The 21,251-nt window shown below is 60.0% G+C and carries 20 protein-coding genes; 15 read left to right on the top strand and 5 right to left on the bottom strand.

Annotated elements, in window-relative coordinates; genetic code table 11:
* Both treY and AC1RN6_RS18370 read left to right on the top strand, forming a co-directional pair.
* On the top strand, positions 1-2,835 hold the full coding sequence (treY, locus tag AC1RN6_RS18375; protein WP_493006893.1) for a malto-oligosyltrehalose synthase: 2,835 nt from the start codon (positions 1-3) through the stop codon (positions 2,833-2,835).
* 138 nt (positions 2,836-2,973) lie between these two features.
* Positions 2,974-3,561, top strand: a complete 588-nt coding sequence (locus tag AC1RN6_RS18370) for a hypothetical protein (RefSeq protein ID WP_493006892.1) — start codon at positions 2,974-2,976, stop codon at positions 3,559-3,561.
* Positions 3,562-3,583: 22 nt separating this feature from the next.
* Here the strand turns inward: AC1RN6_RS18370 and AC1RN6_RS18365 are convergent, their stop codons facing one another.
* Entirely contained in the window at positions 3,584-3,844 is a 261-nt protein-coding gene (locus AC1RN6_RS18365; RefSeq protein ID WP_493006891.1) for a hypothetical protein, read from the bottom strand.
* Positions 3,845-3,978: 134 nt separating this feature from the next.
* Here AC1RN6_RS18365 and AC1RN6_RS18360 point away from each other — a divergent pair, with 134 nt between their 5' ends.
* Positions 3,979-4,986, top strand: a complete 1,008-nt coding sequence (locus AC1RN6_RS18360; protein ID WP_493006890.1) for a cation diffusion facilitator family transporter — start codon at positions 3,979-3,981, stop codon at positions 4,984-4,986.
* A 3-nt stretch (positions 4,987-4,989) separates the two neighbouring features.
* On the opposite strand, the gene AC1RN6_RS18355 is transcribed toward AC1RN6_RS18360, so the two are convergent.
* Positions 4,990-5,484, bottom strand: a complete 495-nt coding sequence (locus AC1RN6_RS18355) for a GFA family protein (protein WP_493006889.1) — start codon at positions 5,482-5,484, stop codon at positions 4,990-4,992.
* 53 nt (positions 5,485-5,537) lie between these two features.
* A complete protein-coding gene (locus AC1RN6_RS18350) occupies positions 5,538-7,244 on the bottom strand; it encodes a thiamine pyrophosphate-binding protein (protein ID WP_493006888.1) in 1,707 nt (568 codons plus the stop codon).
* Between the two features lie 346 nt (positions 7,245-7,590).
* On the opposite strand from AC1RN6_RS18350, the gene AC1RN6_RS18345 reads away from it, so the two are divergent.
* The 3 genes from AC1RN6_RS18345 to AC1RN6_RS18335 all read left to right on the top strand — a co-directional run bounded on the left by AC1RN6_RS18345 (position 7,591) and on the right by AC1RN6_RS18335 (position 9,187).
* Positions 7,591-8,175 carry a DUF4142 domain-containing protein gene (locus tag AC1RN6_RS18345; protein WP_493006887.1) on the top strand — a complete coding sequence of 195 codons (585 nt, stop codon included), beginning with the start codon at positions 7,591-7,593 and terminating at the stop codon, positions 8,173-8,175.
* Between the two features lie 198 nt (positions 8,176-8,373).
* A complete protein-coding gene (locus tag AC1RN6_RS18340; protein WP_493006886.1) occupies positions 8,374-8,673 on the top strand; it encodes a hypothetical protein in 300 nt (99 codons plus the stop codon).
* 100 nt (positions 8,674-8,773) lie between these two features.
* Entirely contained in the window at positions 8,774-9,187 is a 414-nt protein-coding gene (locus AC1RN6_RS18335) for a four-helix bundle copper-binding protein (RefSeq protein ID WP_493006885.1), read from the top strand.
* A 53-nt stretch (positions 9,188-9,240) separates the two neighbouring features.
* Here the strand turns inward: AC1RN6_RS18335 and AC1RN6_RS18330 are convergent, their stop codons facing one another.
* Positions 9,241-10,164: a PCC domain-containing protein gene (locus AC1RN6_RS18330; protein WP_493006884.1), complete on the bottom strand. Its 924-nt coding sequence runs from the start codon at positions 10,162-10,164 to the stop codon at positions 9,241-9,243.
* A 385-nt stretch (positions 10,165-10,549) separates the two neighbouring features.
* On the opposite strand from AC1RN6_RS18330, the gene AC1RN6_RS18325 reads away from it, so the two are divergent.
* From AC1RN6_RS18325 to AC1RN6_RS18295, 7 genes are all read left to right on the top strand, one after another.
* On the top strand, positions 10,550-12,970 hold the full coding sequence (locus AC1RN6_RS18325) for a HAMP domain-containing protein (RefSeq protein WP_493006883.1): 2,421 nt from the start codon (positions 10,550-10,552) through the stop codon (positions 12,968-12,970).
* Positions 12,971-13,058: 88 nt separating this feature from the next.
* Positions 13,059-13,778: a methyl-accepting chemotaxis protein gene (locus AC1RN6_RS18320; RefSeq protein WP_493006939.1), complete on the top strand. Its 720-nt coding sequence runs from the start codon at positions 13,059-13,061 to the stop codon at positions 13,776-13,778.
* 12 nt (positions 13,779-13,790) lie between these two features.
* Entirely contained in the window at positions 13,791-14,342 is a 552-nt protein-coding gene (locus AC1RN6_RS18315; protein WP_493006882.1) for a hypothetical protein, read from the top strand.
* 27 nt (positions 14,343-14,369) lie between these two features.
* A complete protein-coding gene (locus AC1RN6_RS18310; protein ID WP_493006881.1) occupies positions 14,370-14,738 on the top strand; it encodes a response regulator in 369 nt (122 codons plus the stop codon).
* A 235-nt stretch (positions 14,739-14,973) separates the two neighbouring features.
* Positions 14,974-16,371: an ethanolamine ammonia-lyase subunit EutB gene (locus tag AC1RN6_RS18305; protein WP_493006880.1), complete on the top strand. Its 1,398-nt coding sequence runs from the start codon at positions 14,974-14,976 to the stop codon at positions 16,369-16,371.
* Between the two features lie 10 nt (positions 16,372-16,381).
* Positions 16,382-17,218 (top strand): ethanolamine ammonia-lyase subunit EutC, encoded by an 837-nt coding sequence (gene eutC / locus AC1RN6_RS18300; protein ID WP_493006879.1) that lies wholly within the window; start codon positions 16,382-16,384, stop codon positions 17,216-17,218.
* A 365-nt stretch (positions 17,219-17,583) separates the two neighbouring features.
* Positions 17,584-18,147, top strand: coding sequence for an antibiotic biosynthesis monooxygenase (locus AC1RN6_RS18295; RefSeq protein ID WP_493006878.1), 564 nt, complete (start codon positions 17,584-17,586; stop codon positions 18,145-18,147).
* On the opposite strand, the gene AC1RN6_RS18290 is transcribed toward AC1RN6_RS18295, so the two are convergent.
* Positions 18,140-19,147: a GlxA family transcriptional regulator gene (locus AC1RN6_RS18290; RefSeq protein WP_493006877.1), complete on the bottom strand. Its 1,008-nt coding sequence runs from the start codon at positions 19,145-19,147 to the stop codon at positions 18,140-18,142. The two genes, AC1RN6_RS18295 and AC1RN6_RS18290, sit on opposite strands and share 8 nt — an antisense overlap.
* A gap of 145 nt (positions 19,148-19,292) precedes the next feature.
* On the opposite strand from AC1RN6_RS18290, the gene AC1RN6_RS18285 reads away from it, so the two are divergent.
* Together AC1RN6_RS18285 and AC1RN6_RS18280 are read left to right on the top strand one after the other, a co-directional pair.
* Positions 19,293-19,970, top strand: coding sequence for an HD domain-containing protein (locus AC1RN6_RS18285; protein ID WP_493006938.1), 678 nt, complete (start codon positions 19,293-19,295; stop codon positions 19,968-19,970).
* Positions 19,967-20,971 carry an MBL fold metallo-hydrolase gene (locus AC1RN6_RS18280; RefSeq protein ID WP_493006876.1) on the top strand — a complete coding sequence of 335 codons (1,005 nt, stop codon included), beginning with the start codon at positions 19,967-19,969 and terminating at the stop codon, positions 20,969-20,971. Before AC1RN6_RS18285 ends, AC1RN6_RS18280 begins: the two co-directional genes overlap by 4 nt.
* Positions 20,972-21,251 lie beyond the last annotated feature (280 nt).

Raw genomic sequence — 21,251 nt, 5'->3', positions numbered from 1 at the left:
ATGCCGATCTCTCATTCTCAGCAGCATCCACGCCCGTTGCAAGCGACCTTGCGCGTGCAGTTTCACCGGGGCTTCACCTTCGACGACGCACTGGCGCAGTGCGACTATTACGCGGGTCTTGGCGTCAGCCATCTGTATGCATCGCCGATATTCACGGCGCGCACCGGGTCGACGCATGGCTACGACGTGGTCGATCCGGGGCGCGTCAATCCGGAGCTGGGCGGCGAAGAAGGTTTGCTGCGCCTGGTGCTGGGTCTGCATGCGCGGCAGATGGGCTTGATCGTCGATATCGTGCCCAATCACATGGCCGTGGGCGGACAGAATCCCTGGTGGTGCGATGTCTTGCTATGGGGGCAGCACAGCCGCCATGCATGCTGGTTCGACATTGAATGGCTGGGCGCCGATCCGGCGCTGCACGGCAAAGTGCTGTTGCCGGTGCTGGGCAAGCCATATGGCGAACTGTTGCGCGACGGCGAGATCGGCCTGGACTTTGACCCGGAATCGGCGCGCCTGCATGTGTCCATCCCGGGTCATCGCCTGCCGGTGGCGCCCGAGGATTACGTCGAGATTCTGTCGGTGGCGGATTCGCCCCGGCTGAAACAAGCTGCGGCCGCTTTCGAGCGTGTGCTGGAGGCGGCGGTGCAGGAAGAGCGCCAGACGCAGGCCGAGCATGCCTGGCGCGAACTGGCGGCCGCAGTTGCCGACGCGGAGAGCATGTCATCATTGCATGTGGCGTTGGCGAGCTTCAGCGCCGCGACGCCGCACGGCGCACACGCCCTGCATGCACTGCTGGAGCGCCAGCACTACCGTCTGTCCGACTGGCGCAATGCCGGCGACGAAATCAACTGGCGGCGCTTCTTTGAAATCGGCGACCTGATCGGCATGCGGGTGGAGCTGGAAGAGGTTTTCGAAGCAACGCATGCTGCCTTGTTCCGTCTGTATGAAGATGGCCTGATTGACGGCGTGCGTATCGACCACATCGACGGACTGGCCGATCCCGGCGCCTACGTGCAACGTCTGCGCGCGCGCTTGCAAGGCATCCGGCGCGATACGGCGCCGTACATCATCGCCGAAAAAATCCTCGCGCCCGACGAAAACCTGCGCAACAAATGGGGCCTCGACGGCACCACCGGCTACGACTTCATGGACCAGGCCGGCGCCGTGCTGCACAACGGCGAGGGCGCTGCGGCGCTCGATGCGATCTGGAAGGAATACCGTGCCGATCCTGACGGATTCGACTATGTGGTGCTGGCGACGCGGCGGCGCCTGCTGAGCCAGAACTTCGCCAGCGAATTCAATGCGCTGACGTCGACCTTGCACGCGCTGGCGCGCTCAACCATCGCCACCCGCGACATCTCGCTGATGTCGATACGGCACTGCATGCTGGAGCTGCTGGCGTATTTTCCTGTGTATCGCAGCTACGGCGACCGTGACGGCTGCGACAGCCGCGATGCTTTCCTGATCAGGACGACTGCGGCGCGCGTACGCGATTACTTGCGCAAGCAGGATCTGACCACGCTCGATGCCATCAGCGGCTGGCTGGCCGATGCGCCGCAGCCGCCGAAACTGCCGATGCAAGACGAGCCCGTCGCCAATTACAGCAAGCTGCACTGGCGCGCGCTCACGCGGTTTCAGCAGCTCACGCCGCCACTGACGGCGAAGTCGACCGAAGACACGGCTTTTTATCGCTACGGCCGTCTGTTGTCGCGCAACGAAGTCGGTTCCGATCCGGCCCAGCTGGCTTTGCCGGTGGAGGATTTTCACCGGGACGTCCTGCGGCGGCAGCGCGATTTTCCGCGCAGCATGCTGGCGACGGCGACCCACGATCACAAGCGCGGCGAAGACGCCCGCATGCGGCTGGCGGTGCTGAGTGAAATTCCGGCGCACTGGCAACAGGCATTGCAACGCTGGCGCGCGCTCAATATGGCTGCACGGGTGCAGGCCCCCATTGATGCCGTCGACGAACTGATGCTGTATCAGACACTGGTCGGCGTATGGCCGCTGGCGCAGCCCGGAGAGGCCCGGACGGAGGAACTGGAGGAGCTGGTCCGGCGCGTCTCCGAATGGCAGCGCAAGGCCTTGCGTGAAGCCAAGCGCCGCACCGACTGGAACGCTCCGGATTCCGTTTATGAAGGACACTGCGAAGCTTTCCTGCAGCGTATCCTGCGACCGGATCCCGATAATCTCTTCTTGCCGGCCTTGCGTGCGTTCATACAGGAGATATCCGCGGCCGGCGCGCTCAACAGCCTGAGCCACACCATGTTGCGGCTGACCGTGCCGGGCATTCCCGATCTGTATCAGGGTTGCGACCTCTGGGATTTCAGTCTGGTCGATCCGGACAACCGCCGTCCCGTCGACTATGCGTTGCGGCAGGAGTTGATGGCGACCAACCGCCTGCAGGCGCTGACGCTGGATGACTGGCGCAGCGGCGCCTGCAAGCAGCAGATGATCAGCACGCTGCTGCATTTCCGTAGCGGACGGGAGGGGCTGTTCACGACTGGCGACTATGTACCGCTGACGGTCGAAGGCGAACTGTCGGACCATCTGCTGGCGTTCGCCAGGAGTGCCGGCGACGTCACCGTGATTGTCCTGTGCAGCCGTCATGCCGCGCGGCTTATCGCTTCGGGCCATTCGTCGCAATCGCTGCAATCCGCCGCACCGCTGATCCCGCCGCAGCACTGGGCGGATACGGCAGTACATCTGCCGCTGGCGTGGAGCAACGGCGAATGGCAAAGCATCCTGACGGGAACGCAAGGCGCGATCCGGCAACAATACATCGCAGCGGCTGACGTTTTGCGCAGCTTTCCGGTGGATGTGCTGGTGCTGTCGCGGTGATGCCGGCCGGTATTTTTTAACGTCAATTCCTACAGTCGAATGCGTGGCGCACCTATCGTCGCCATGACGATACCGGGATAGGCTTTTGAACAAGGCTCAACGGAGTCTCGACGACACTTAACGGGAAGGAGTTCTGTCATGTCCTCTATCATTGTCGGCAGATTTCAACTGCAGGATGAAACCGAATACGCCGTGGACGAACTGGTGCAGGCCGGCTATCCGCGCGACGCCATTACCACCTTTTATCTCAATCCGGCCGGCCAGCACGATCTGTATCCGGTCGGCGGTGACCGTGACAAATCACCCGGCGCCAAAGACACCGACGCCGGCGTAGCGGCAGGTGCGGCGACCGGGGCCATTGTGGGGGCAACCATAGGTTCCGCCACGGCGCCGGTGACCGGAGCCGCCGGCCCGGCGCTGGGCGGTCTGGTGGGTGCGCATCTCGGTTCGCTGGTCGGTTCGCTCAATGCCACCGATGACACCGACACCAGCAATCGCCATGCGCAGGAAGTGGAAGTCCGCAAAGCCGGCATGCGGGTGGCGGTCGCCGTAGACGGCCAGCCACAAGAGAACGAGGCGATCGCTTTGCTGCACTCGCTCAAAGCCGCCGATATTGAACGCAGCGAAGGCCACATCGAGCACGGCGACTGGGACGATTTCGATCCTCTGGCGCCGCCGCGCTATGTCGATCTACAGGGGAATCGCTCCTATACAGGCCGCATCTGAACGCTGAAGAGCGCAGAGGCATTTACGGCCAGGGCATTGGCGTGACGTCTTCGTACTGCGCATTGTGCGCATTAGCCGGACCGGCTTGTTTTGCTCCGGCATGCAGGCGTGCTCCCAGCAACAACGCGACTTCGCGGTCGCTGGCGATGAAATCCGATTGCTGCAAGGGCTGCTCGGTATTCGGCCAGTTTTCCACCACCCAGCGGCGCAGTTCGCGATAGCGGCGCATCAGTTCGTCGGCATACTGTTCGCGCGCCAGCGGTTCGTTCGGATGGGTGTCCATTGTCAGCTCCTGAATGATGAAGAAAGAGTAAAGAGTTAGCGCAGCCTAACGCTGTCGCGTCTGCACAGGCATCGGACAGGAACTGATTGCCTTGTAGGACAGGACGGCGGCGCTGACAACAAAAGGGTACCCACATGCCACGCAGCGCCAGCCGGCTCATCCATCGTTTGCTGCAGCCGGAGAAGTCCTCGCGGCTGATCATCTACGCCGCGCTGGCCGGCAATTTCATGGTGGCCTTGACCAAACTATGGGCGGCCATCTGGACCGGCAGTTCAGCCATGCTCAGCGAAAGCATCCACTCTGTCGTCGACATGGGCAACGAGTTGCTGTTGCTGTACGGCCTGCATCGCGCCGGGCAGCGGCCTGACCGCGACCATCCGTTCGGTTACGGCCGGGAGGTCTACTTCTGGAGTTTTGTGGTGGCGGTGCTGATCTTCACGCTCGGCGCCGGCCTGTCGATTTACGAAGGCATCCGCCACATCCTCGATCCCAAACCGATAGAAAATGCCACCGCCAGCTATCTGGTGCTGCTGGCGGCCGCGATTTTTGAAGGCGGCTCATGGCTGCTGACGCTGCACAAGTTCAAGGGCGCCAAATCGTATGCCGAGCTGCCGGAAGAAGTCCTGCGCAGCAAGGATCCTCCGACCTTCATCGTACTGCTGGAAGACACTGCCGCGATACTCGGCATTGCCGCTGCATTCGCCGGGATCTGGCTGTCGCAATATCTGAACGAGCCGATGTATGACGGCATCGCCTCCATCGTCATCGGCGTGATCCTTGCGGTGACTGCCGCCATCCTGGGGCAGGAAACCAAGGGGCTGCTCATCGGTGAGCGCGCACACCAGGACATCCTCGATTCGATCCTGGCCACCGTTACGGCGCTTGACGGGGTGGTCGGCGCTAACGGTGTGCTGACGGTGCATCTGGCGCCGCATCAGATTCTCGCGGCATTGAGCGTGGAATTTGAAGACGACCTGAAGACGCCGCAGATCGAAGCCCTGGTGATCGACATGGAGACGCGCATCCGCGGCAAGCATCCGGAAGTCGTGGTGCTGTTCATCAAGCCGCAAACTGCAGGCCGCTTTCAGCAGATGCAGCAGATGCAGCAGCGGCACCGGAGCGGCGACGGCGTGCAGGTCTGAGATTCAATCGTCGTCGGCGAAGCCCAGCCGCTGATGCCATTCCAGCAGCGACTCCTTCGGGAATTGCCCGAACTGCTTGTCCTTGCGGCCGGCCTTGACCTCCACCCACGGCGCCTTGTAGTCCAGCAGCAGGTGCGTGTATTCAGGCGGCGCCGGCAGGGGTGTGTCGATGGCCGAGGCGAAGGGATGCACCAGATCCGGCCAGGTCGGGTCGTATAGCCATAAGGCGCTGCCGCAGCGACGGCAAAAGTGGCGCTGGGCCGTGCTGGTGTGAATACGCTTTTCACCTTTGCGCTTGAGGCGCGCGTGATAGACGCTGACGTCGTCGGCGCCCTTGACCTTGAGACTGTGAAAGTCGCCGCCGAGATTGACCGCATATCCGCCGCCACCCTGAGTCTTGCGGCAGATCGAGCAATAGCAGCGCTGATACGGGTAGGGCGTGTCGCTGTTGAGCGAGAAGGTCACGGCGCCGCAGTGGCAGGAGCCTTTGAGTTTCATGCTTTCCTCGTACTAAGGTTTCATGCGAAGGTTGGAACAGGCTTAGTCTAACCTCAGGCGCCGCCCATGGAGATCATCGCTTCCTTGATCTTGGCCATGCCGAAGTGCCAGATCTGGTCGAGCTTGATGTGCGGCATGACCGGCAGTTCGGACGGATCGATGAAGACGTTGAGCACGGCCGGTCCTGGTGTCGCGAGGAAGGGCCCCATGGCTTCTTCCAGTTCTGCCGCCGTCTTTGCGGTGTAGCCGCTGGCGCCGCAGGCGGTGGCAAACATGGCGAAATCGAGGTTGGGGAAGTTCGATCCTTCAAAGGCGGGCAGGCCGGCTTCTTCCATTTCCAGATGCACCAGCCCCCATTCGCGGTTGTTGAACACCACCACCTTGACCGGCAGCTTGTGTTCAACCGCGGTCATGAATTCGCCCAGCAGCATGGTAAAACCGCCATCGCCGACCGCCACGATCACCTGACGGTCACGGTCGAGCGCCTGAATGCCGTTGCCTTGCCCCAGCGAGGTGCCGACGGCAGCGTTGTTGAACGAGGCCAGGATGCGCTGCTTGCCGGTCTGGCGGATCCAGTTGCCGCACCATAGCGTGACGACGCCGGTGTCGACGACGAAGACGGCGTCTTCATTGGCGCGATCGCTCAGCCGCCGCGCGAGATATTGCGGCTTGATCGGGCCTTTTTCGGGATTGGCCGGCGGGGCGGCGTGCTTGTCCAGCGTCATGTTCCAGTTGTGGCGATGATCGCCGACCTTGTTGAGGAAGGCCGCATCTGTCTTGCCGTGCACCTGTTGCAGCAATTGCGCCACCGCGGGTCCGACCGAACCTGTGATGCCGAGATCGACCGGCATGCGGCGGCCGAGCACAAAACCGCGTTCGTCGATCTGGATGGTCTGGGTGCGGGTCGGCAGGAATTCCGAATACGGGTAATCGGTGCCCAGCATCAGCAGCAGCTCGGCGTCGCGCATCGCGTCCATACCGGGCGCGCCGCCGATCAGACCGACCCCGCCTATCCAGTGCGGGTGATCGTAGGGCAGCATGTCTTTGCCACGGAAGGTGTGAATGATCGGTGCCTGCAATTTTTCCGCGAGGGCGGCGATCTCATCGATGCTGGAACGGCCGCCGTTGCCGACGAAGATGGCAACCGATCTGGCGGCATCGATCAGGCGCGCCGCCTGGCCGATTTCGCTTGCGGGAGGCATGACCTCCGGTTGCGGGCGCAAGGTGTTGATGCTCGATACCGATGCGGCGGCGGTGATCTTGCCGCCGATCACATCGGCCGGAATGCTGATGTGCGCGACACCGCGCTGGTGGTAAGCCTGCGCGATGGCCTGATGCACGACTTGCACCGCTTGCGCCGGGTTGATGATGGTTTGCGTATAGGCAGCGACGTCGCGAAACAGCAGGTCCGGTACGTTTTCCTGCAGGTAGTCGATGCCACGCCGGCTGGCTGGTACGCCGCCGGAAATCGCCAGCACCGGCGCATGGTCCTTGCGCGCTTCGTACAAACCGGCGACCAGATGGTTGGCGCCCGGGCCGGTGGTGCCGCAGCAGACCGCCAGTTTGCCGGTGAGTTTGGCTTGCCCGGCGGCGGCGAGCGCGGCGCCTTCTTCGTGGCGTACGCCTATCCATTTGATGCGCCGGTCCTTGCGTACGGCTTCGGTGAGGGGATTAAGCGCATCGCCGACGACGCCGAAGATCTGGCGTACGCCGATGCGGTGCAAGGTGTCGACGAGCATCTCGGCTACGGTGGTTGACATGGGAATCCTTTGTTGGCAAATGAACGGGCGGTGGCGCAGGGCAGGTTGAGCGACGGGGCGCTGAGAACTGTCATTCAGCATAGGCCTGCATATCGGCAATCTCTATCGGCGAGTGCGGTAAATCGCTGTAGGAATCGATGGCGCTGACCGTCTTGCCGTGGCGCTGTAAGGATGTGGGCATTCGCCGACATTCCTCAATTCTTACAAGCAGCAGCGGTACTGTCCGATTTCGCCATGGCCGTGGTGGCACTACATTGTCACCATGTTGTTTGCCACGATGTCCGGTATGCAGGGTGTTAGCGGACACACGTGCAGACCCACTTTCATCCAAATAAGGAGAATCACCATGTCGCAGCCGCAATTTCGCCCACAGTTACGCATGCAATCGGCACGCCGTTCCGGCACCATGTTCAAGATCCTGGGCCTGACCGCCATCAGCGTTGCGGGCCTGGCGCTGGCGATCAACCATGCGCGTGCCGACGATTTGCCGCGCGGCGACAAGAGCTTCATCAATAGCGCGGCCGAAGCCGGCAATGCCGAAGTCAAGGCCAGCAAGATTGCACTGGAAAAGACCTCCAATCCTGACGTCAAGGATTTCGCGACCCTGATGGTCGACGAGCACACCACCGTCGGCGACAACCTCAAGAAGCTGGCTGCCAGCAAGAACGTCGAAGCGCCCACCGAACCGAGCATGGCGCAGCGCGCCAAGATCGCGGTGCTGGAAAAGCTGGACGGCGATACGTTCGACAAGCAATACGTGCGCATGATCGGCGTGGCGGCGCACAAGGACGCCGTCAAGCTGTTCCGCAAGAACGCCACCGACGCCAAGGACCCGGACGTGAAGGACTTTGCTGCCAAGACCTTGCCGAATCTGGAGCATCACCTGGAAATGGCTAACGCTCTCAAGGCCAAGCTGGATGCGAAGAAATAAGACCATCAGGAAGCTGACAACGAATTAAGCAGTAAGCCAAAGCAGCACGCATAACAATAACGGGACCCCGTTCACCGGTTCCCCCTCTGCCGTCAGGACGCGGTTCCCCATTGAAACGCTCCTGACGGCGGTTTTTTTGCTTTTACTTTGCTCTTACTGTGTTTGTGACTGTTTGTGCATTCTCGTCCAGGAGGAAGCATGAGAAAGACAGCCGTGAAAATCGCTGCGCAGCCGGTCCAATTTGTACCCTGCGTACTCAAGCTCGACAAGCGCAAATTCGCTTGTTACGTCGAGGAATACATCGACCGCGTTCCGCCGCTCGGCATGGCCGCGAATGCGGTAAAAATCTTTTCCAAACGCAAGAAGGCCTGGCGCACCGCAATCGCCATGGCCTTGGCCCTGAGGCGCGCCGATCGTCACAACGGTCGCCATAGTCATCGCGCCGATACCGCAGGCAACAAGAGCGGCAGCAAATCATCCAGGAGCATCCGGGCTTAGCCGGCCTGCGCATCTTTCATCCGTCAACAACGCGGCGACGATTTGGCCGGCGCTAACGTTTGGGTATACGTCTGGTATTCACCACGGAGGACATTTGCAAATGATGACATCCACTCCCTGCGCACTGACCGCAGATCAACGTGAAATCCATCGCCTGCTTGCGGCCAATCAGGCCAAAGACAGCAACGGCGGCATGAATGAACAGATGCAAAGCTGCATCGATGCCTGCACTGAGTGCCATCAGGCATGCCGGCGCGTACTGGCTGCGCTCAGCCGCAGCCGCGGCGGACTGCAAGTAGAGCCGAGCATGCAGGTGTTGCTGGAATGCAGCGACCTGTGCGCCTTGTCGGCCAGCCTGCAGCTGGAACAATCGCCTTACAGCCAGAGGGTGTGCGAGATTTGCGCCGATGCCTGCCGCGAGTGCGAGCATCAGTGCATGGGTACCGAAATCGGAGATGATTGCGCGCAAGCCTGCCGTGTCTGCGCTGAGAGCTGCGAGGCAATGGTGGCTTAAAAGATGTACGGCAAGGAGAAGCAACGCCGCCAGCAGCGTTTTATCAGCGGCTCTTAGCCGTGCGGTTGTTCTTCGAGTACCAGCTCAAAGCAGATCAGCACCGGATTACGTCCGCGCGCCAGAACGCCTTCACAGACGTTGCCGCGCGGGTCGATCAGCGCGATGTCCAGATGGCAGCGCAGGCCGTCTGCGGTCGGTTGCACCTCGCCGTTGCGCACCAGGATCTCGGTCGCGAGATCTTCCACCACACGCCCATCCTCAAACTCGGCCCCGATGATGCTGCCCACGCTGCCGCGCACCTTGGCGTGGCGGATACCGTGCGTGCGGCAGACATCTTCAATCGCCATGTTCAGGTCTTCGTCGGGACGAATGCGCGCCAGCACCGTGCGCGGACCTTCGCTCTTGCCGCCGGCGTGCTTGCCGGCCGCTCCCAGATCGACCACGGCAGGGTGGAACAGCGTGAAATTGGTTTCCGGGTCGAAGCGGGTTTCCATCGTGGCGTTGTGCAAGCCCCAGGCATGGGCGGTGGCAGCTTCGGCGACGATGGTCTGATCCATGAGCATGTGACCACCCTGGCGCTTGCCGCCGGCGTCGCGCCAGATGGCGTGGCAATGCACGAACGGTGCACCGTCGCGGCGGCCGTAGGTGGCACAGGCCAGCTCGATGACAACGCCGCCTTCGACTTCATGCGGCGCACTGTAAAACGCTGCGTGCTTGCCGTCATGCGACAAGGCCGGCATCAGGAAATGGTGCGGCGACACCCGCAGATTCTCGAATCGTACCGTTGCTCCGCTGATACCCGCCGCAGCCAGCGGCCCGCTGATGGCATCGCGCAAATTCATGCCTGCTTGCAGAGTAAAGCTGGCAGTGGCGGCATCGCCGGCAAGGCTGACGATGCGAACCGGATCTGGCGAGCCGGGATGGCGGGCGCTACGGGCAAAGGGCTGGGTGGCCGGCAGTACTGAGGATGCTTGCATGCGTGTCTCCTGGCCGGGCGATATGTGCTCTCGGCTTGCTGGGTTGTTGTCCTCGGCCTTGATGTGACGGTGGGGACGGATGGGACATGGTAGCGTGGTTTCGTTTTTTCTGTCGGCGAGGGCAACTGGCGATGATTTCTGCGAGACAGGATGTGGCGCATTGGATTAAATATTTCCATGTGGAATTATTTAATCCAGTGTGTGCTTTTTTCATCGGCACTGATGAGGTGAATTTGCGCCTCTTATTTCTTCTTTGCATTTTGTTGTCATGCGGAAGTAATACTTGAATGCAAGAATGCTGCGGCGTCGAGAGTGGTTGACCAGCGCAATAGCTGCGTAACGACAAGACCACGCGAATGCCTACCGCCACCAGGGAAAACTCCTCATGACTATCCGTCTGCGCATTACCTTGCTCGTCATTCTTACGTTCATCGCGATTTCCGCCATCGGCGGTTATGCGGTGTTTCAGTCCCGCGGCAGTGCGGTGGAAGTGAAGTCGGTTACCGAAGGCGTGGTGCCGAGCGTGCTGGCATCGTCCGATCTGGTCGGACAACTGAAAGATGTGCAACTGGCCGCCATGGTCATGGTGACTGAGACCGACAATAATCTGGTCGGCCAGGAAAACGAAAAGCTGGCGGCCAAGAAGGCGACGCTGGAAAAGGCCCTTGAATTCCAGGCCAGCCAGGCCGTGAGCCAGGCGCAAAAAGGCCTGATCGAACAAGCCAAGGAAAGCCTCGACAATTACTTCGGCGCCATCGACAGCACTGCCAAATTCAAGCTGGCCGGCAAGGATTCTCTGGCGCAGGCCTCGTTCTTCGGCGGCGTGGTGCAATACCAGGCTGAGCTGGAAGGCGTCGTCGATACCTTGCGCATCGAAAAGAACCGCAGCAAGGACACCGCCATCGCCGCGCTGAATGCCAATCTGGCGTCGACGGCCACCATGATTTCCATTGTGACCGCGGTTGCCGTCGTGGTGCTGACGCTGATCGGCTTCCTGTTGTATCGCCAGATCACCGGCCCGATCAGCCGCATGCAGACCATGATGACCGAGATCGCCGTCAATCAGGATTTTACGCGCCGTCTGCCGGTGCACAGCATGGATGAAGTCGGCCACTCCATCGTCGCCTTCAACGGCATGATCGAGAAAATCCAGGAAGCCTCGGCTCAGGTCAGGCAAAAGACCGCCGACATGCAGGCGATGCTGCAAAACATCCCGCAAGGCATTCTGACCATCGTTGATGGCAACAAGGTTCATCCGGAATATTCTGCCTTCCTCGAAACCGTGTTTGAAACCACCGATATCGCCGGCCGCGACCTGATGGATCTGGTCTTCACCGGCACGACCCTGGGCGCGGATACGCTGTCGCAGATCGAAGCTATCGGCGGCGCCTGCATCGGCGAAGACGTGATGAACTTCGAATTCAACGAGCATCTGATGGTTGGCGAAGTCGAGAAGAAGATGGCTGACGGCCGCGTCAAGATTCTCGATCTGAGCTGGTCGCCGATCACCGACGACGCCGATCAGGTGATCCGCCTGATGCTGTGCGTACGCGACGTGACCGAGCTGCGCAAGCTGGCAGCCGAAGCCAACGAACAAAAGAACGAGCTGGAAATCATCGGTGAAATCCTGGCTGTGAGTGCGCCGAAGTTCCAGGAATTCATCGTGACGTCGCGCCGCTTCCTCGACGAGAACGAACAACTGGTGCATCAGAATCCGGAAGCCACCGCATTCGCCATCGCCAAGCTGTTCCGCAACATGCACACCATCAAGGGTAACGGCCGTACATACGGCCTGCTGCACCTGAGCAACGTGGTGCACAGCGTGGAAGAACATTACGACGACCTGCGCCATCCGGAAACCGGCGCCGTCTGGGATCAGGAATACCTGCTGCAGGATCTGGCCAAGGTGCGCGTCACCATCGACCGTTACGCCCGCATCAACGAAGTCACGCTGGGTCGCCAGGCCGCACCGGAACAGGCTGCCGCCGTCGAGCGTCACATCATGACCATCGACCGCAAGCACATCCTGGAAAGCCTGCACCGTCTGGAAACAGTCAACACCGCCAACCTGCACGAACTGGTCGCGGTACGCAACGCCGTGCGCAAGACCTTGCGGCTGCTGGGTACGGAAACGATAGCCGAAGTGCTCGCCAGCGTGACCGATTCGCTGCCGGCGCTCGCTGCCGATCTGGGCAAGGCCGCACCGGTCGTCGAGATCGAGGACAACGGCTACGTCATCCATGCGCATTCGTCGGCGCTGCTGAAAAACGTCTTCATGCATCTGATTCGCAACGCCGTCGACCACGGTCTGGAAACACCGGAAGAGCGTCTTGCCAAGGGCAAGCAAGAGGTCGGCGCAATCCGCCTGCAAATGGGCGTGATGAACAACATGCTGCACATGGCGCTGTCGGATGACGGCCGCGGCCTGGCGCTGGCGCATATCCGCCGCACCGGCATCGAGAAGAATCTGATAAGCGCCGACCAGGCCATGACCGATGCTGAACTGGCGCAACTGATCATGCGTCCGGGATTCTCGACGCGTAGCGAAGTCACTGATGTGTCGGGACGCGGCGTAGGCATGGATGCGGTGCTGGACTTTGTTACCCGCGAACACGGCAGCATCGAGATCCAGTTCCTGGATCAGGCTGAAGGCGCCGATTTCCGTCAGTTCCAGGTCAATGTGCTGCTGCCGGAAAACGTCGCCGTGGAAGTCGATGGCATCGACGTGGCTTATCCGGTGCCTGAGCACGATCAGATTCTGCCGGCCGGCACGCTGACCGCAGGAAACGATCCGCAGGTCGCGTAATCAGGCTGCAATTGAGGCAATTGAGACAGTTGATGAAGGTAGCAGTGCAGGTCAGTTGTGTAGTTCCATTGCAAGGATGTGTTTCATGATGTTGAATTCGATTCTTTTTGTTGTGCTGGGAATGCTGCTGTCCGGCGTGCCGCTGGCTCTGCTGTTCAAACGCCAGAACGCGCGCATGAAGCGCATGGTTGATCTGGAGCAGGTCGAAGTCCTCAAGCAGAATGTCGAGGCCACGCTGCAGGAGCAACAAGCCAACATCGATGCCCATCAGCAGGAACTGGAAGCGCAGCGCCGCGACAACGATCTGCGCCTGGTGCACACCCGGCGTGAGACCGAACAGGTCGTCGCCCAGCTCAGCTCGCGCAATTCGGAAAGCATGGCGCGCGTGCTGGAAAATTGCGATGCCTCGCAAGAGACTATCGGCAATCTGCTCGGCCTGATGCGCACCTTCGAGCGCTGGCATGACGACATGAACGTGCTGATCACGCATAACCGTGAAATGCACCGCAAGAACGACGAGTTCGCGCTGATCGTCAACCAGGTCATCATCGTCGCGCTCAACGCCTCGATCGAAGCTGCCCGCGCCGGTGCGCATGGCCGCGGCTTTGCGGTGGTGGCGTCGGAAGTACGCGACCTGGCGCAGCGCGCTGAGAAGCTGTCCAAGAGCTACCGCGCCAACCTGTACCAGAATGACCTGATCACGACAACCACCTTCCAGGATCTGCAGGCCGGCGGCAAGATGATCATCGGCGCCATCATCGGCCTCGACCTGATCAACAAGAAAACCAAAGAAGCGCTGGCAGCGTAAGGAAGGACAATCATGTTGAGCCAATCCGCCAAAGACGGTTTTGACCTGCTGCTGACGCAGTCGCTGAAGAACAGCCTTGTGCCCTCGGGCGCCGGGGCGCAGATTTCGACCTTGCCGGACTCCGGCGATTTTCCGGAAAAGCAGATGGTGGTGTTGACGGTGTCGTCCTATCTGTTTCGCCTGATGGTGATGTTCTACTTTTCTCCCGATGCAGCGACACGCGGCCATTTTGCACGCCTCAATAATATCGACGAAGAAGAGATGAGCGAACAGACCTTCATGGACGCCATCGCCGAGAGCGGCAATCTGTGCTGCGGCATTCTCAATCGTGATCTGGGTAATTTCTTTCCGCATATCGGCATGTCGACGCCCAACGTCATCGACAAGAACTGCGCGGCCTACCTGCAAAAACTCAACAGCCAGCATATCCAGCATTTCGCCGTCGATATGGATGGATCTCCGCGTTTCCATGTGAGCCTGTGCGTGTCTGCGTATGCCGATATCGACTTCAGCGTCTCGGCCGAAGAGCTGGGAAGCGATACCGGCGAGCTCGAGCTGTTTTAACTTTTTCCCTTATCAAAAGAAAATCTCATGGCACAAATCCTGGTAGTTGATGACTCAAGCACCGTTCGCGCCGAAGTGGGCGATTTCCTCAAGAAGAACGGCCTGGACGTCGCCCTGGCTGTGGACGGACGCGACGGCCTGACCAAGCTCAAGGGCGATCCGTCCATCAAGCTGGTGGTATCCGACGTCAACATGCCCAACATGGACGGCCTCACGATGGCCGAGAAGATTCGCAGCGAACTCGGCAACGCCAGCGTCAACATCATCATGCTGACCACGGAAAATTCGCCGATCATGAAAGAACGCGGCAAGGCAGCAGGCATCAAGGGCTGGATCGTCAAACCGTTCAAGGGCGATGCGGTGCTGGCAACCTTCAAGAAACTGGTCGGCGTTTAAGAGCAAGCCTGGGCCGGCAGGCTGACTCGGGCTGCGCCAGGCTGGTGCAGGCGTAGCCCGACAGATTCACTTTTCACCAAAGATGTTCGTGCGTTGCGCCGGTACGGACATGTCTTCGATACCCATGTGCTGAATTGCGCTGCACCGCACTGCAATTTATTGCGGCGCTCCAATTTATGTTCCGCAGGTGATGCTCCTTTGCTATATTGGTCGCTGACACCGATAAAGGTCAGCCATGCCTCTGTATCAATTCACCCATACGGCCGGTCCCATGACCTATCAGTTTCGCGATCTTGCGGATCTGATGGCCAAGGCGACGCCGCTGCGTTCCGGCGACATGCTGGCCGGCGTGGCCGCGGAGAGCGCGGAGCAACGCGTGGTGGCGCAGATGGCATTGGCGGCGCTGCCGTTGCGGATATTTCTGGAACAGGCGCTGGTGCCTTACGAAGAGGACGAAGTCACGCGCCTGATTTTCGACGATCATGACCCCGCGGCATTCGCTGCGATCAGTCATCTGACGGTCGGCGACTTTCGCAACTGGCTGCTTGGCGATGATGTCGACAGCGAAACGTTGCGCGCCGTTGCGCCCGGTATCACGCCGGAGATGGCTGCGGCAGTCAGCAAGATCATGCGCAATCAGGATCTGATTCTGGTTGCGAAGAAATGCAGCGTCGTCACCGCCTTTCGCAACACCATCGGTTTGCCGGGACGGCTGTCCACTCGCCTGCAACCGAATCATCCGACCGACGACGCCACCGGGATCGCCGCCAGTCTGCTGGACGGACTCCTGTATGGCAGCGGCGACGCCGTATTCGGCATCAATCCTGCCACCGACAACGTGCCGCAGGTGATCCGGCTGGTTACGATGATGGACGAGATCATCGCGCGCTATGAGATTCCCACGCAGTCCTGCGTACTGACACATGTGACCAATACGATTGCCGCGATCGGGCGCGGCGCGCCGGTCGATCTGGTGTTTCAGTCGATCGCCGGCACCGAGGCCGCCAACCGCGGCTTCGGCATCGATCTGGCCTTGCTGGCGGAGGCGCGCAGCGCTGCCTTGTCGCTGGGGCGTGGCACGTCCGGCGATAACGTCATGTATTTTGAAACCGGGCAGGGCAGCGCACTCTCCGCCGGTGCGCATCACGGCGTCGACCAGCAGACCTGTGAGGCGCGCGCCTATGCCGTGGCGCGCAAGTTCAAACCGCTGCTGGTGAACACGGTGGTCGGCTTCATCGGTCCGGAATATCTGTACGACGGCAAACAGATCATCCGTGCCGGCCTGGAAGACCATTTCTGCGCCAAGCTGCTCGGCCTGCCGATGGGCTGCGATGTCTGCTACACCAATCACGCCGAGGCCGATCAGAACGATATGGACAACCTGCTGACCTTGCTGGCCGCCGCAGGGTGCAATTTCGTCATGGGCATACCGGGTTCGGACGACATCATGCTGAATTATCAGACCACGTCTTTCCACGATGCGCTGTATATACGGCGGGTGCTTGGCCTCAGGCCGGCGCCGGAATTCGAGGCGTGGCTGCAACGTATGCAGATATTCAGTACCGATGAGCAATTCCGTCTCGGCGACGGCTTGCCGCCGACTTTCCGCGACGCCTTGCAGCGCTTGTCTTGATATCGCTGACATGGCAAACGACAAATCCCCGGTCATCGATAATCCCTGGCAGATGCTGCGCCGGTTCACCGCCGCGCGCATAGCGCTGGGACGTGCCGGCGTCAGCCTGCCGACGTCGCCGCAACTGGCTTTCCAACTGGCGCATGCGCAGGCGCGCGATGCCGTGCACCTGGCGCTGGATGCCGGGAAGTTGCGTCAGCAATTGCTCGGCGCCGGCATTGCAGGCGCTGAGGCGAGCCTCATCCTCGACAGTGCCGCCGGCGACCGGCTGACGTATCTGCAGCGCCCGGATCTGGGGCGGCGGCTGAGTGCTGCGTCGCGCAGCGAACTGGCGTCGACAATGCCGGAGCAGGAGCCGGGCGGCAGTCGCCGTCATGACCTTGCTATCGTCATTGCAGACGGGCTGTCCTCGCTGGCGATTACAAAGAATGCCCTCCCTTTTCTGGCCGCCTTGCAGGAACGCATTGCCGGACACGGCTGGAAGCAGGCGCCGCTCACTATCGTGCGGCAGGGCCGGGTGGCGGTCGGCGACGAAATCGGCAGCCTGCTGCAGGCGAAGCTGGTGGCCGTGCTGATCGGCGAACGTCCCGGGCTGAGTTCGCCCGACAGCATGGGCTTGTACCTGAGCTGGATGCCGCGTCTCGGTATGACAGATGCGGAGCGCAACTGCATTTCCAATGTCCGGCCTGAAGGGTTGAGCTACGAAGAGGCGGCATTCAAGCTGGACTACCTGATGTCAGAAGCACGCCGCCGTCAATTGACCGGCGTGGCGTTGAAGGATGAGAGTGACGCAGCTACCGGGATAGATAGCGCCCCGGCCCGAAATTTCTTACTGGGCGATCGCTGACCTGCCGGGAAGAGCTCCATGGTGGCAGATGGGACTGTATGCAGAAAGTAATAAATTTTCAAAATGTGAGACAGGCGGTCAAGTCTCCTGGCAATTTGCTGTGAAAATAAAGGCCAGAGCAACCGGAACAGGCGTATCGCCTGGTCCTGGCTTAAAAAACGGAAGAAAGAGAAAAGCAATATTCTCACTTTTGACCTCGACGCCCGATGCGCATGTATCGGGCGTTTTTTTATGCCCGTGGCGGTAATGAACAGGCAGGGCGCTTCAATCGGATTGACACCAGCGCAGGCATGCGACATCGTAGGCGTTTTGATGCCGGATGGGTGGCATCAACACAATAAGAACTCACACTGAGAAAGCCCTGCATGAACCGCGACCAGAAACCTGACATGGTGACTATCGTCATCCAGCACGATATCCGCACCGGCTCCCAGTCCGATTATGAGCAATGGCTCAAACGCATCTTGCCTGTCGCGGCCGAAGCACCCGGTCATCGAGGCGTCACCGTAATCAAGCCGCCGGCCGGCACAAACCGCTATACGGTCACCATCCGGTTTGAAACGCTGGAACACGCGCGACAATGGCTGGCGTCACCGGCCCGGCGCGATTTGATTAAAGAGGCGGCGCCGTTGATGGAACAGCAGGAGACGGTCGATACCATCACCGGCCTGGAGTTCTGGTTCACGCCGCCGGCCGGCCAGCCGCAGAAGCGTGCGAAGCCCTGGAAGCAGTTTTTACTGACGTTGTCGGTGATTTATCCGTTGACGCTGGTCTTGCCGTGGTTACTTGGCCCGGTATTTGGAGCGGTACCGGCTTTGCAGCATCAGTTAATCGGCAAGCTGATTGCAGCGGCGATCATCGTCGGCTTGATGACCTACGTGATCATGCCGCGCTACACGCGGCTGGCGCAGAAGTGGCTGTTCAGTTGATGCCGGCAGGTGTTGCAGCCTGCGGACTCGACTGGAATTGCTTGCGGTAAGCCGATGGAGACAGATGCAAGGCGGCCTGGAAATGTTGTCTCAGGGACAGGCTGGTGCCAAAGCCGGCTTCCTGGGCGATGACTTCTATCGATGCCGCGCTGCTTTCAAGCATGCGTTGAGCATGCGCCAATCGCTGGCTCAATATCCATTGCTTAAACGACGTGCCGGTCGCATGGCGAAAGTGGCGCGTGAAGTTGCGTCGGCTCATCGCTGCGCGCCGGGCCAGCGATTCAATGGTGTGCGCGTGCTCCAAATGTGCCGCCACCCATTCAAGTATCTGGGACAAGCGGCTGTCGCTACTGGTAACCGGCATCGGTCGTTCGATAAACTGCGCCTGGCCTCCCTGCCGATGTGGGGCGACCAGCAGCCTTTTGGCGCGGCGATTTGCGACCTCGGCGCCGGAAATCCGGCGCAATAAATGCAGGCAGCAGTCGATGCCTGCAGCGACACCGGCTGAGGTGAGCACGTCGCCCTCGTCGACATACAAGACATCCGGATCCACTTTCACTTTTGGATATCGTTCTGCCAGCGTATCAACGCATTCCCAGTGCGTGGTGGCGGTTCTTCCATCCAGCAGACCAGCCTGAGCCAGAGGAAAAGCGCCCACGCACAAGCCCACTATGCGTGCGCCTGCATGGTGAGCCCGCTGCAGCGCCTCAATCAATGCAACCGGTGCTTCGCGGCAATCGTCGTGCCACGAAGGCATGATCACAATATCTGCAGAGTCCAGGGCGGCCAGGTCGAAGGGCGTGTCGATAGTAAAGCCCGCCGTCGTGCGCAATGGCCCCCGGTCCTCCGAACAGACCATCACGTCAAAAATCGATATCCCCGGATCAAGCGAATTGCCATTGAAAATTAGGCAGGGCACCGATAAGTGAAACGGAATGATGCCGTCGAAGGCAATGACGGCGATCTTCACGCGTTGGAGCGGAGAGGTTGATTTACGCATGGCCCGATTATATCGAATATTGTCCTTTGGGCCGCTGTCCGGGTAGGCGGGATAAGCTGACAATGTTCGTCATGGAGGCAGTTTCTGCCTGTCGTCCCAGTCCGGTGCACGGATGGGCAAACCAGCATGAGTGAACAAGGACATGATGAACAACCCTGAAATCCTGGGCGTGAAGATCCCGGACAGCCGCATCGCCAGAGAAATAACTCAGCTCATCCGCGATACGGAAAGCGACCTGCTGTTCCAGCATTCCCGCCGCGTTTATTTTTGGGGCGCCCTGATCGGACAGCGCAAGGGACTGAGGTTCGATCAGGAACTGTTCTATGCCGCCGCAATGTTCCATGACATCGGCATCACCCCGCAGTACCACGACAGCCAGCTCCGCTTCGAAGTGGACGGTGCAAACGCGGCGCGGGACTTTCTCCGCAGTCATGGCATCGCCGAAAACGATATCGAGAAAGTCTGGCTTGCGATCGCACTCCACACGACGCCTGGCATCCCGGAACATATGCATCCCGAAATCAGCCTGGTGCAAGCCGGCGCCGGCATGGATATGGCAGGCCGCAACTATGAAGACTTCACAAGCGATGAGCGCGAGGCGGTGACGGCTGCCTGTCCCCGCGGCCACGACTTCGGGCCGCAGGTCATAGAGACCTTTTATCAAGGACTGAAGCATCGGCCGGGCAGTACATTCGGCACCTTCAATGACGATTTTCTGGCATTCAACGATCCTCATTTTCAGCGGGCGAATCTCTGCAGCATCATCTTGCACTCGCCCTGGCGCTGCGACCATTCCATGCACTTCACCGAGAAAGTAAAATGACTATTCATCCACAAAACAAGCACTTTTCATCAAACCTGCGGGCGCTGATTTCGGTTGCCTCAGGAGCGTTGCTGGCATCCACCATGGCTTGTGCCGTTGCGGCCGGCCAACCCGCTCAAGCTGCGCAAGACGACTACTTCCACACCGGCGCCGGCTCCCGCTATCTGAAGCGCGCCGATTCAGATCTCGTGGTGCAATCCTTGCGTGGGAATATCACCGTGCTGATGGGGTCGGGTGGCAACATCACCGTCTATTCGGGGAGGGAAGGGAAGTTCCTGGTCGATGCAGGCATCAGCAAATCCCAGGACAAACTACAGACCGTTCTTAATCAGATCAGCGCCGCGCCTCTGAAATATGTCGTCAACACCCATTGGCATTGGGACCACACGGACGGCAACGCATGGATGCACACGGCTGGCGCCACCATCATCGCTCATCAAAACACCTTCAAGCATTTGACGGAAACCACGCATGTGGACGCCTGGAACTGGACTTTCGATCCGGTGCCGGCAGCGGCGCGTCCGACGCTGCTGATCGATAGGGAGAAAACCTTCACCTTCGCAGAAACCGGGGTGAATGTTGAGAATTTCGGCGGCGGCCATACCGATGGCGACTTGTGGGTCTATTTCACGGCGGCGGATGTGCTGGCCTTGGGAGACACATTCTGGAACGGTATCTATCCGTATATCGATAACGAGGACGGCGGCAGTATCGACGGAGCGATCAAGTGGGCGAACCTGGCCGTCGCGCGGACGACAGACCACACCATTGTGATTCCCGGCCACGGTGCAGTCGGTACACGCAGCCAGCTGATCGAATTCCGCGACATGCTGGTCACCGTGCGCAACAACGTCGCCCAGCTGAAACAACAGGGGAAGTCACTCGACGAAATTCTTGCCGCCAGGCCGACAGCTGCTTTCGATGCCAAATGGGGAAATTTCGTTTTTAACGGAGATCAATTTACCCGGATGGTTTATGCGGGGCTGCAGACGGAGCAATAAGCCGACCGGGCGACGGAGGAAAACCCCCAAGCTCAGGCTGGGGGTAAGCAGTGCAGATGTTTTTCAGGGGGATCGTTATTGGATGTGGGTTCAATGGTGGTCAACTATCTGTATATGTTATTTGACGAATCTCCAATGTCAAAATCTCATAGTTCAACTATTCAAGAGTCATTAAGTTTTCAATCTTCTACTGTCCTGCAGATCCCAAGTGGTCCTAAGCTCTACGTGCACCACTTCGAAAGTCGATCACCGCGGGCGCAACCACGCGAGCCCACGAAAA

The sequence above is a fragment of the Herbaspirillum sp. GW822-FHT03A08 genome, assembly GCF_058801885.1.
Note: the sequence above shows the minus strand (reverse complement) of the source record. Positions and strands in the feature narration are given on the sequence as shown.

Coding starts and splice junctions, on each gene's coding strand:
- AC1RN6_RS18330 (WP_493006884.1), bottom strand. CDS start 10,164: ATGCAAGCATCCTCAGTACTGCCGGCCACCCAGCCCTTTGCCCGTAGC.
- AC1RN6_RS18320 (WP_493006939.1), top strand. CDS start 13,059: ATGTTGAATTCGATTCTTTTTGTTGTGCTGGGAATGCTGCTGTCCGGC.
- AC1RN6_RS18325 (WP_493006883.1), top strand. CDS start 10,550: ATGACTATCCGTCTGCGCATTACCTTGCTCGTCATTCTTACGTTCATC.
- eutC (WP_493006879.1), top strand. CDS start 16,382: ATGGCAAACGACAAATCCCCGGTCATCGATAATCCCTGGCAGATGCTG.
- treY (WP_493006893.1), top strand. CDS start 1: ATGCCGATCTCTCATTCTCAGCAGCATCCACGCCCGTTGCAAGCGACC.
- AC1RN6_RS18285 (WP_493006938.1), top strand. CDS start 19,293: ATGAACAACCCTGAAATCCTGGGCGTGAAGATCCCGGACAGCCGCATC.
- AC1RN6_RS18335 (WP_493006885.1), top strand. CDS start 8,774: ATGATGACATCCACTCCCTGCGCACTGACCGCAGATCAACGTGAAATC.
- AC1RN6_RS18290 (WP_493006877.1), bottom strand. CDS start 19,147: ATGCGTAAATCAACCTCTCCGCTCCAACGCGTGAAGATCGCCGTCATT.
- AC1RN6_RS18340 (WP_493006886.1), top strand. CDS start 8,374: ATGAGAAAGACAGCCGTGAAAATCGCTGCGCAGCCGGTCCAATTTGTA.
- AC1RN6_RS18350 (WP_493006888.1), bottom strand. CDS start 7,244: ATGTCAACCACCGTAGCCGAGATGCTCGTCGACACCTTGCACCGCATC.
- AC1RN6_RS18310 (WP_493006881.1), top strand. CDS start 14,370: ATGGCACAAATCCTGGTAGTTGATGACTCAAGCACCGTTCGCGCCGAA.
- AC1RN6_RS18370 (WP_493006892.1), top strand. CDS start 2,974: ATGTCCTCTATCATTGTCGGCAGATTTCAACTGCAGGATGAAACCGAA.
- AC1RN6_RS18345 (WP_493006887.1), top strand. CDS start 7,591: ATGTCGCAGCCGCAATTTCGCCCACAGTTACGCATGCAATCGGCACGC.
- AC1RN6_RS18315 (WP_493006882.1), top strand. CDS start 13,791: ATGTTGAGCCAATCCGCCAAAGACGGTTTTGACCTGCTGCTGACGCAG.
- AC1RN6_RS18280 (WP_493006876.1), top strand. CDS start 19,967: ATGACTATTCATCCACAAAACAAGCACTTTTCATCAAACCTGCGGGCG.
- AC1RN6_RS18365 (WP_493006891.1), bottom strand. CDS start 3,844: ATGGACACCCATCCGAACGAACCGCTGGCGCGCGAACAGTATGCCGAC.
- AC1RN6_RS18305 (WP_493006880.1), top strand. CDS start 14,974: ATGCCTCTGTATCAATTCACCCATACGGCCGGTCCCATGACCTATCAG.
- AC1RN6_RS18355 (WP_493006889.1), bottom strand. CDS start 5,484: ATGAAACTCAAAGGCTCCTGCCACTGCGGCGCCGTGACCTTCTCGCTC.
- AC1RN6_RS18360 (WP_493006890.1), top strand. CDS start 3,979: ATGCCACGCAGCGCCAGCCGGCTCATCCATCGTTTGCTGCAGCCGGAG.
- AC1RN6_RS18295 (WP_493006878.1), top strand. CDS start 17,584: ATGAACCGCGACCAGAAACCTGACATGGTGACTATCGTCATCCAGCAC.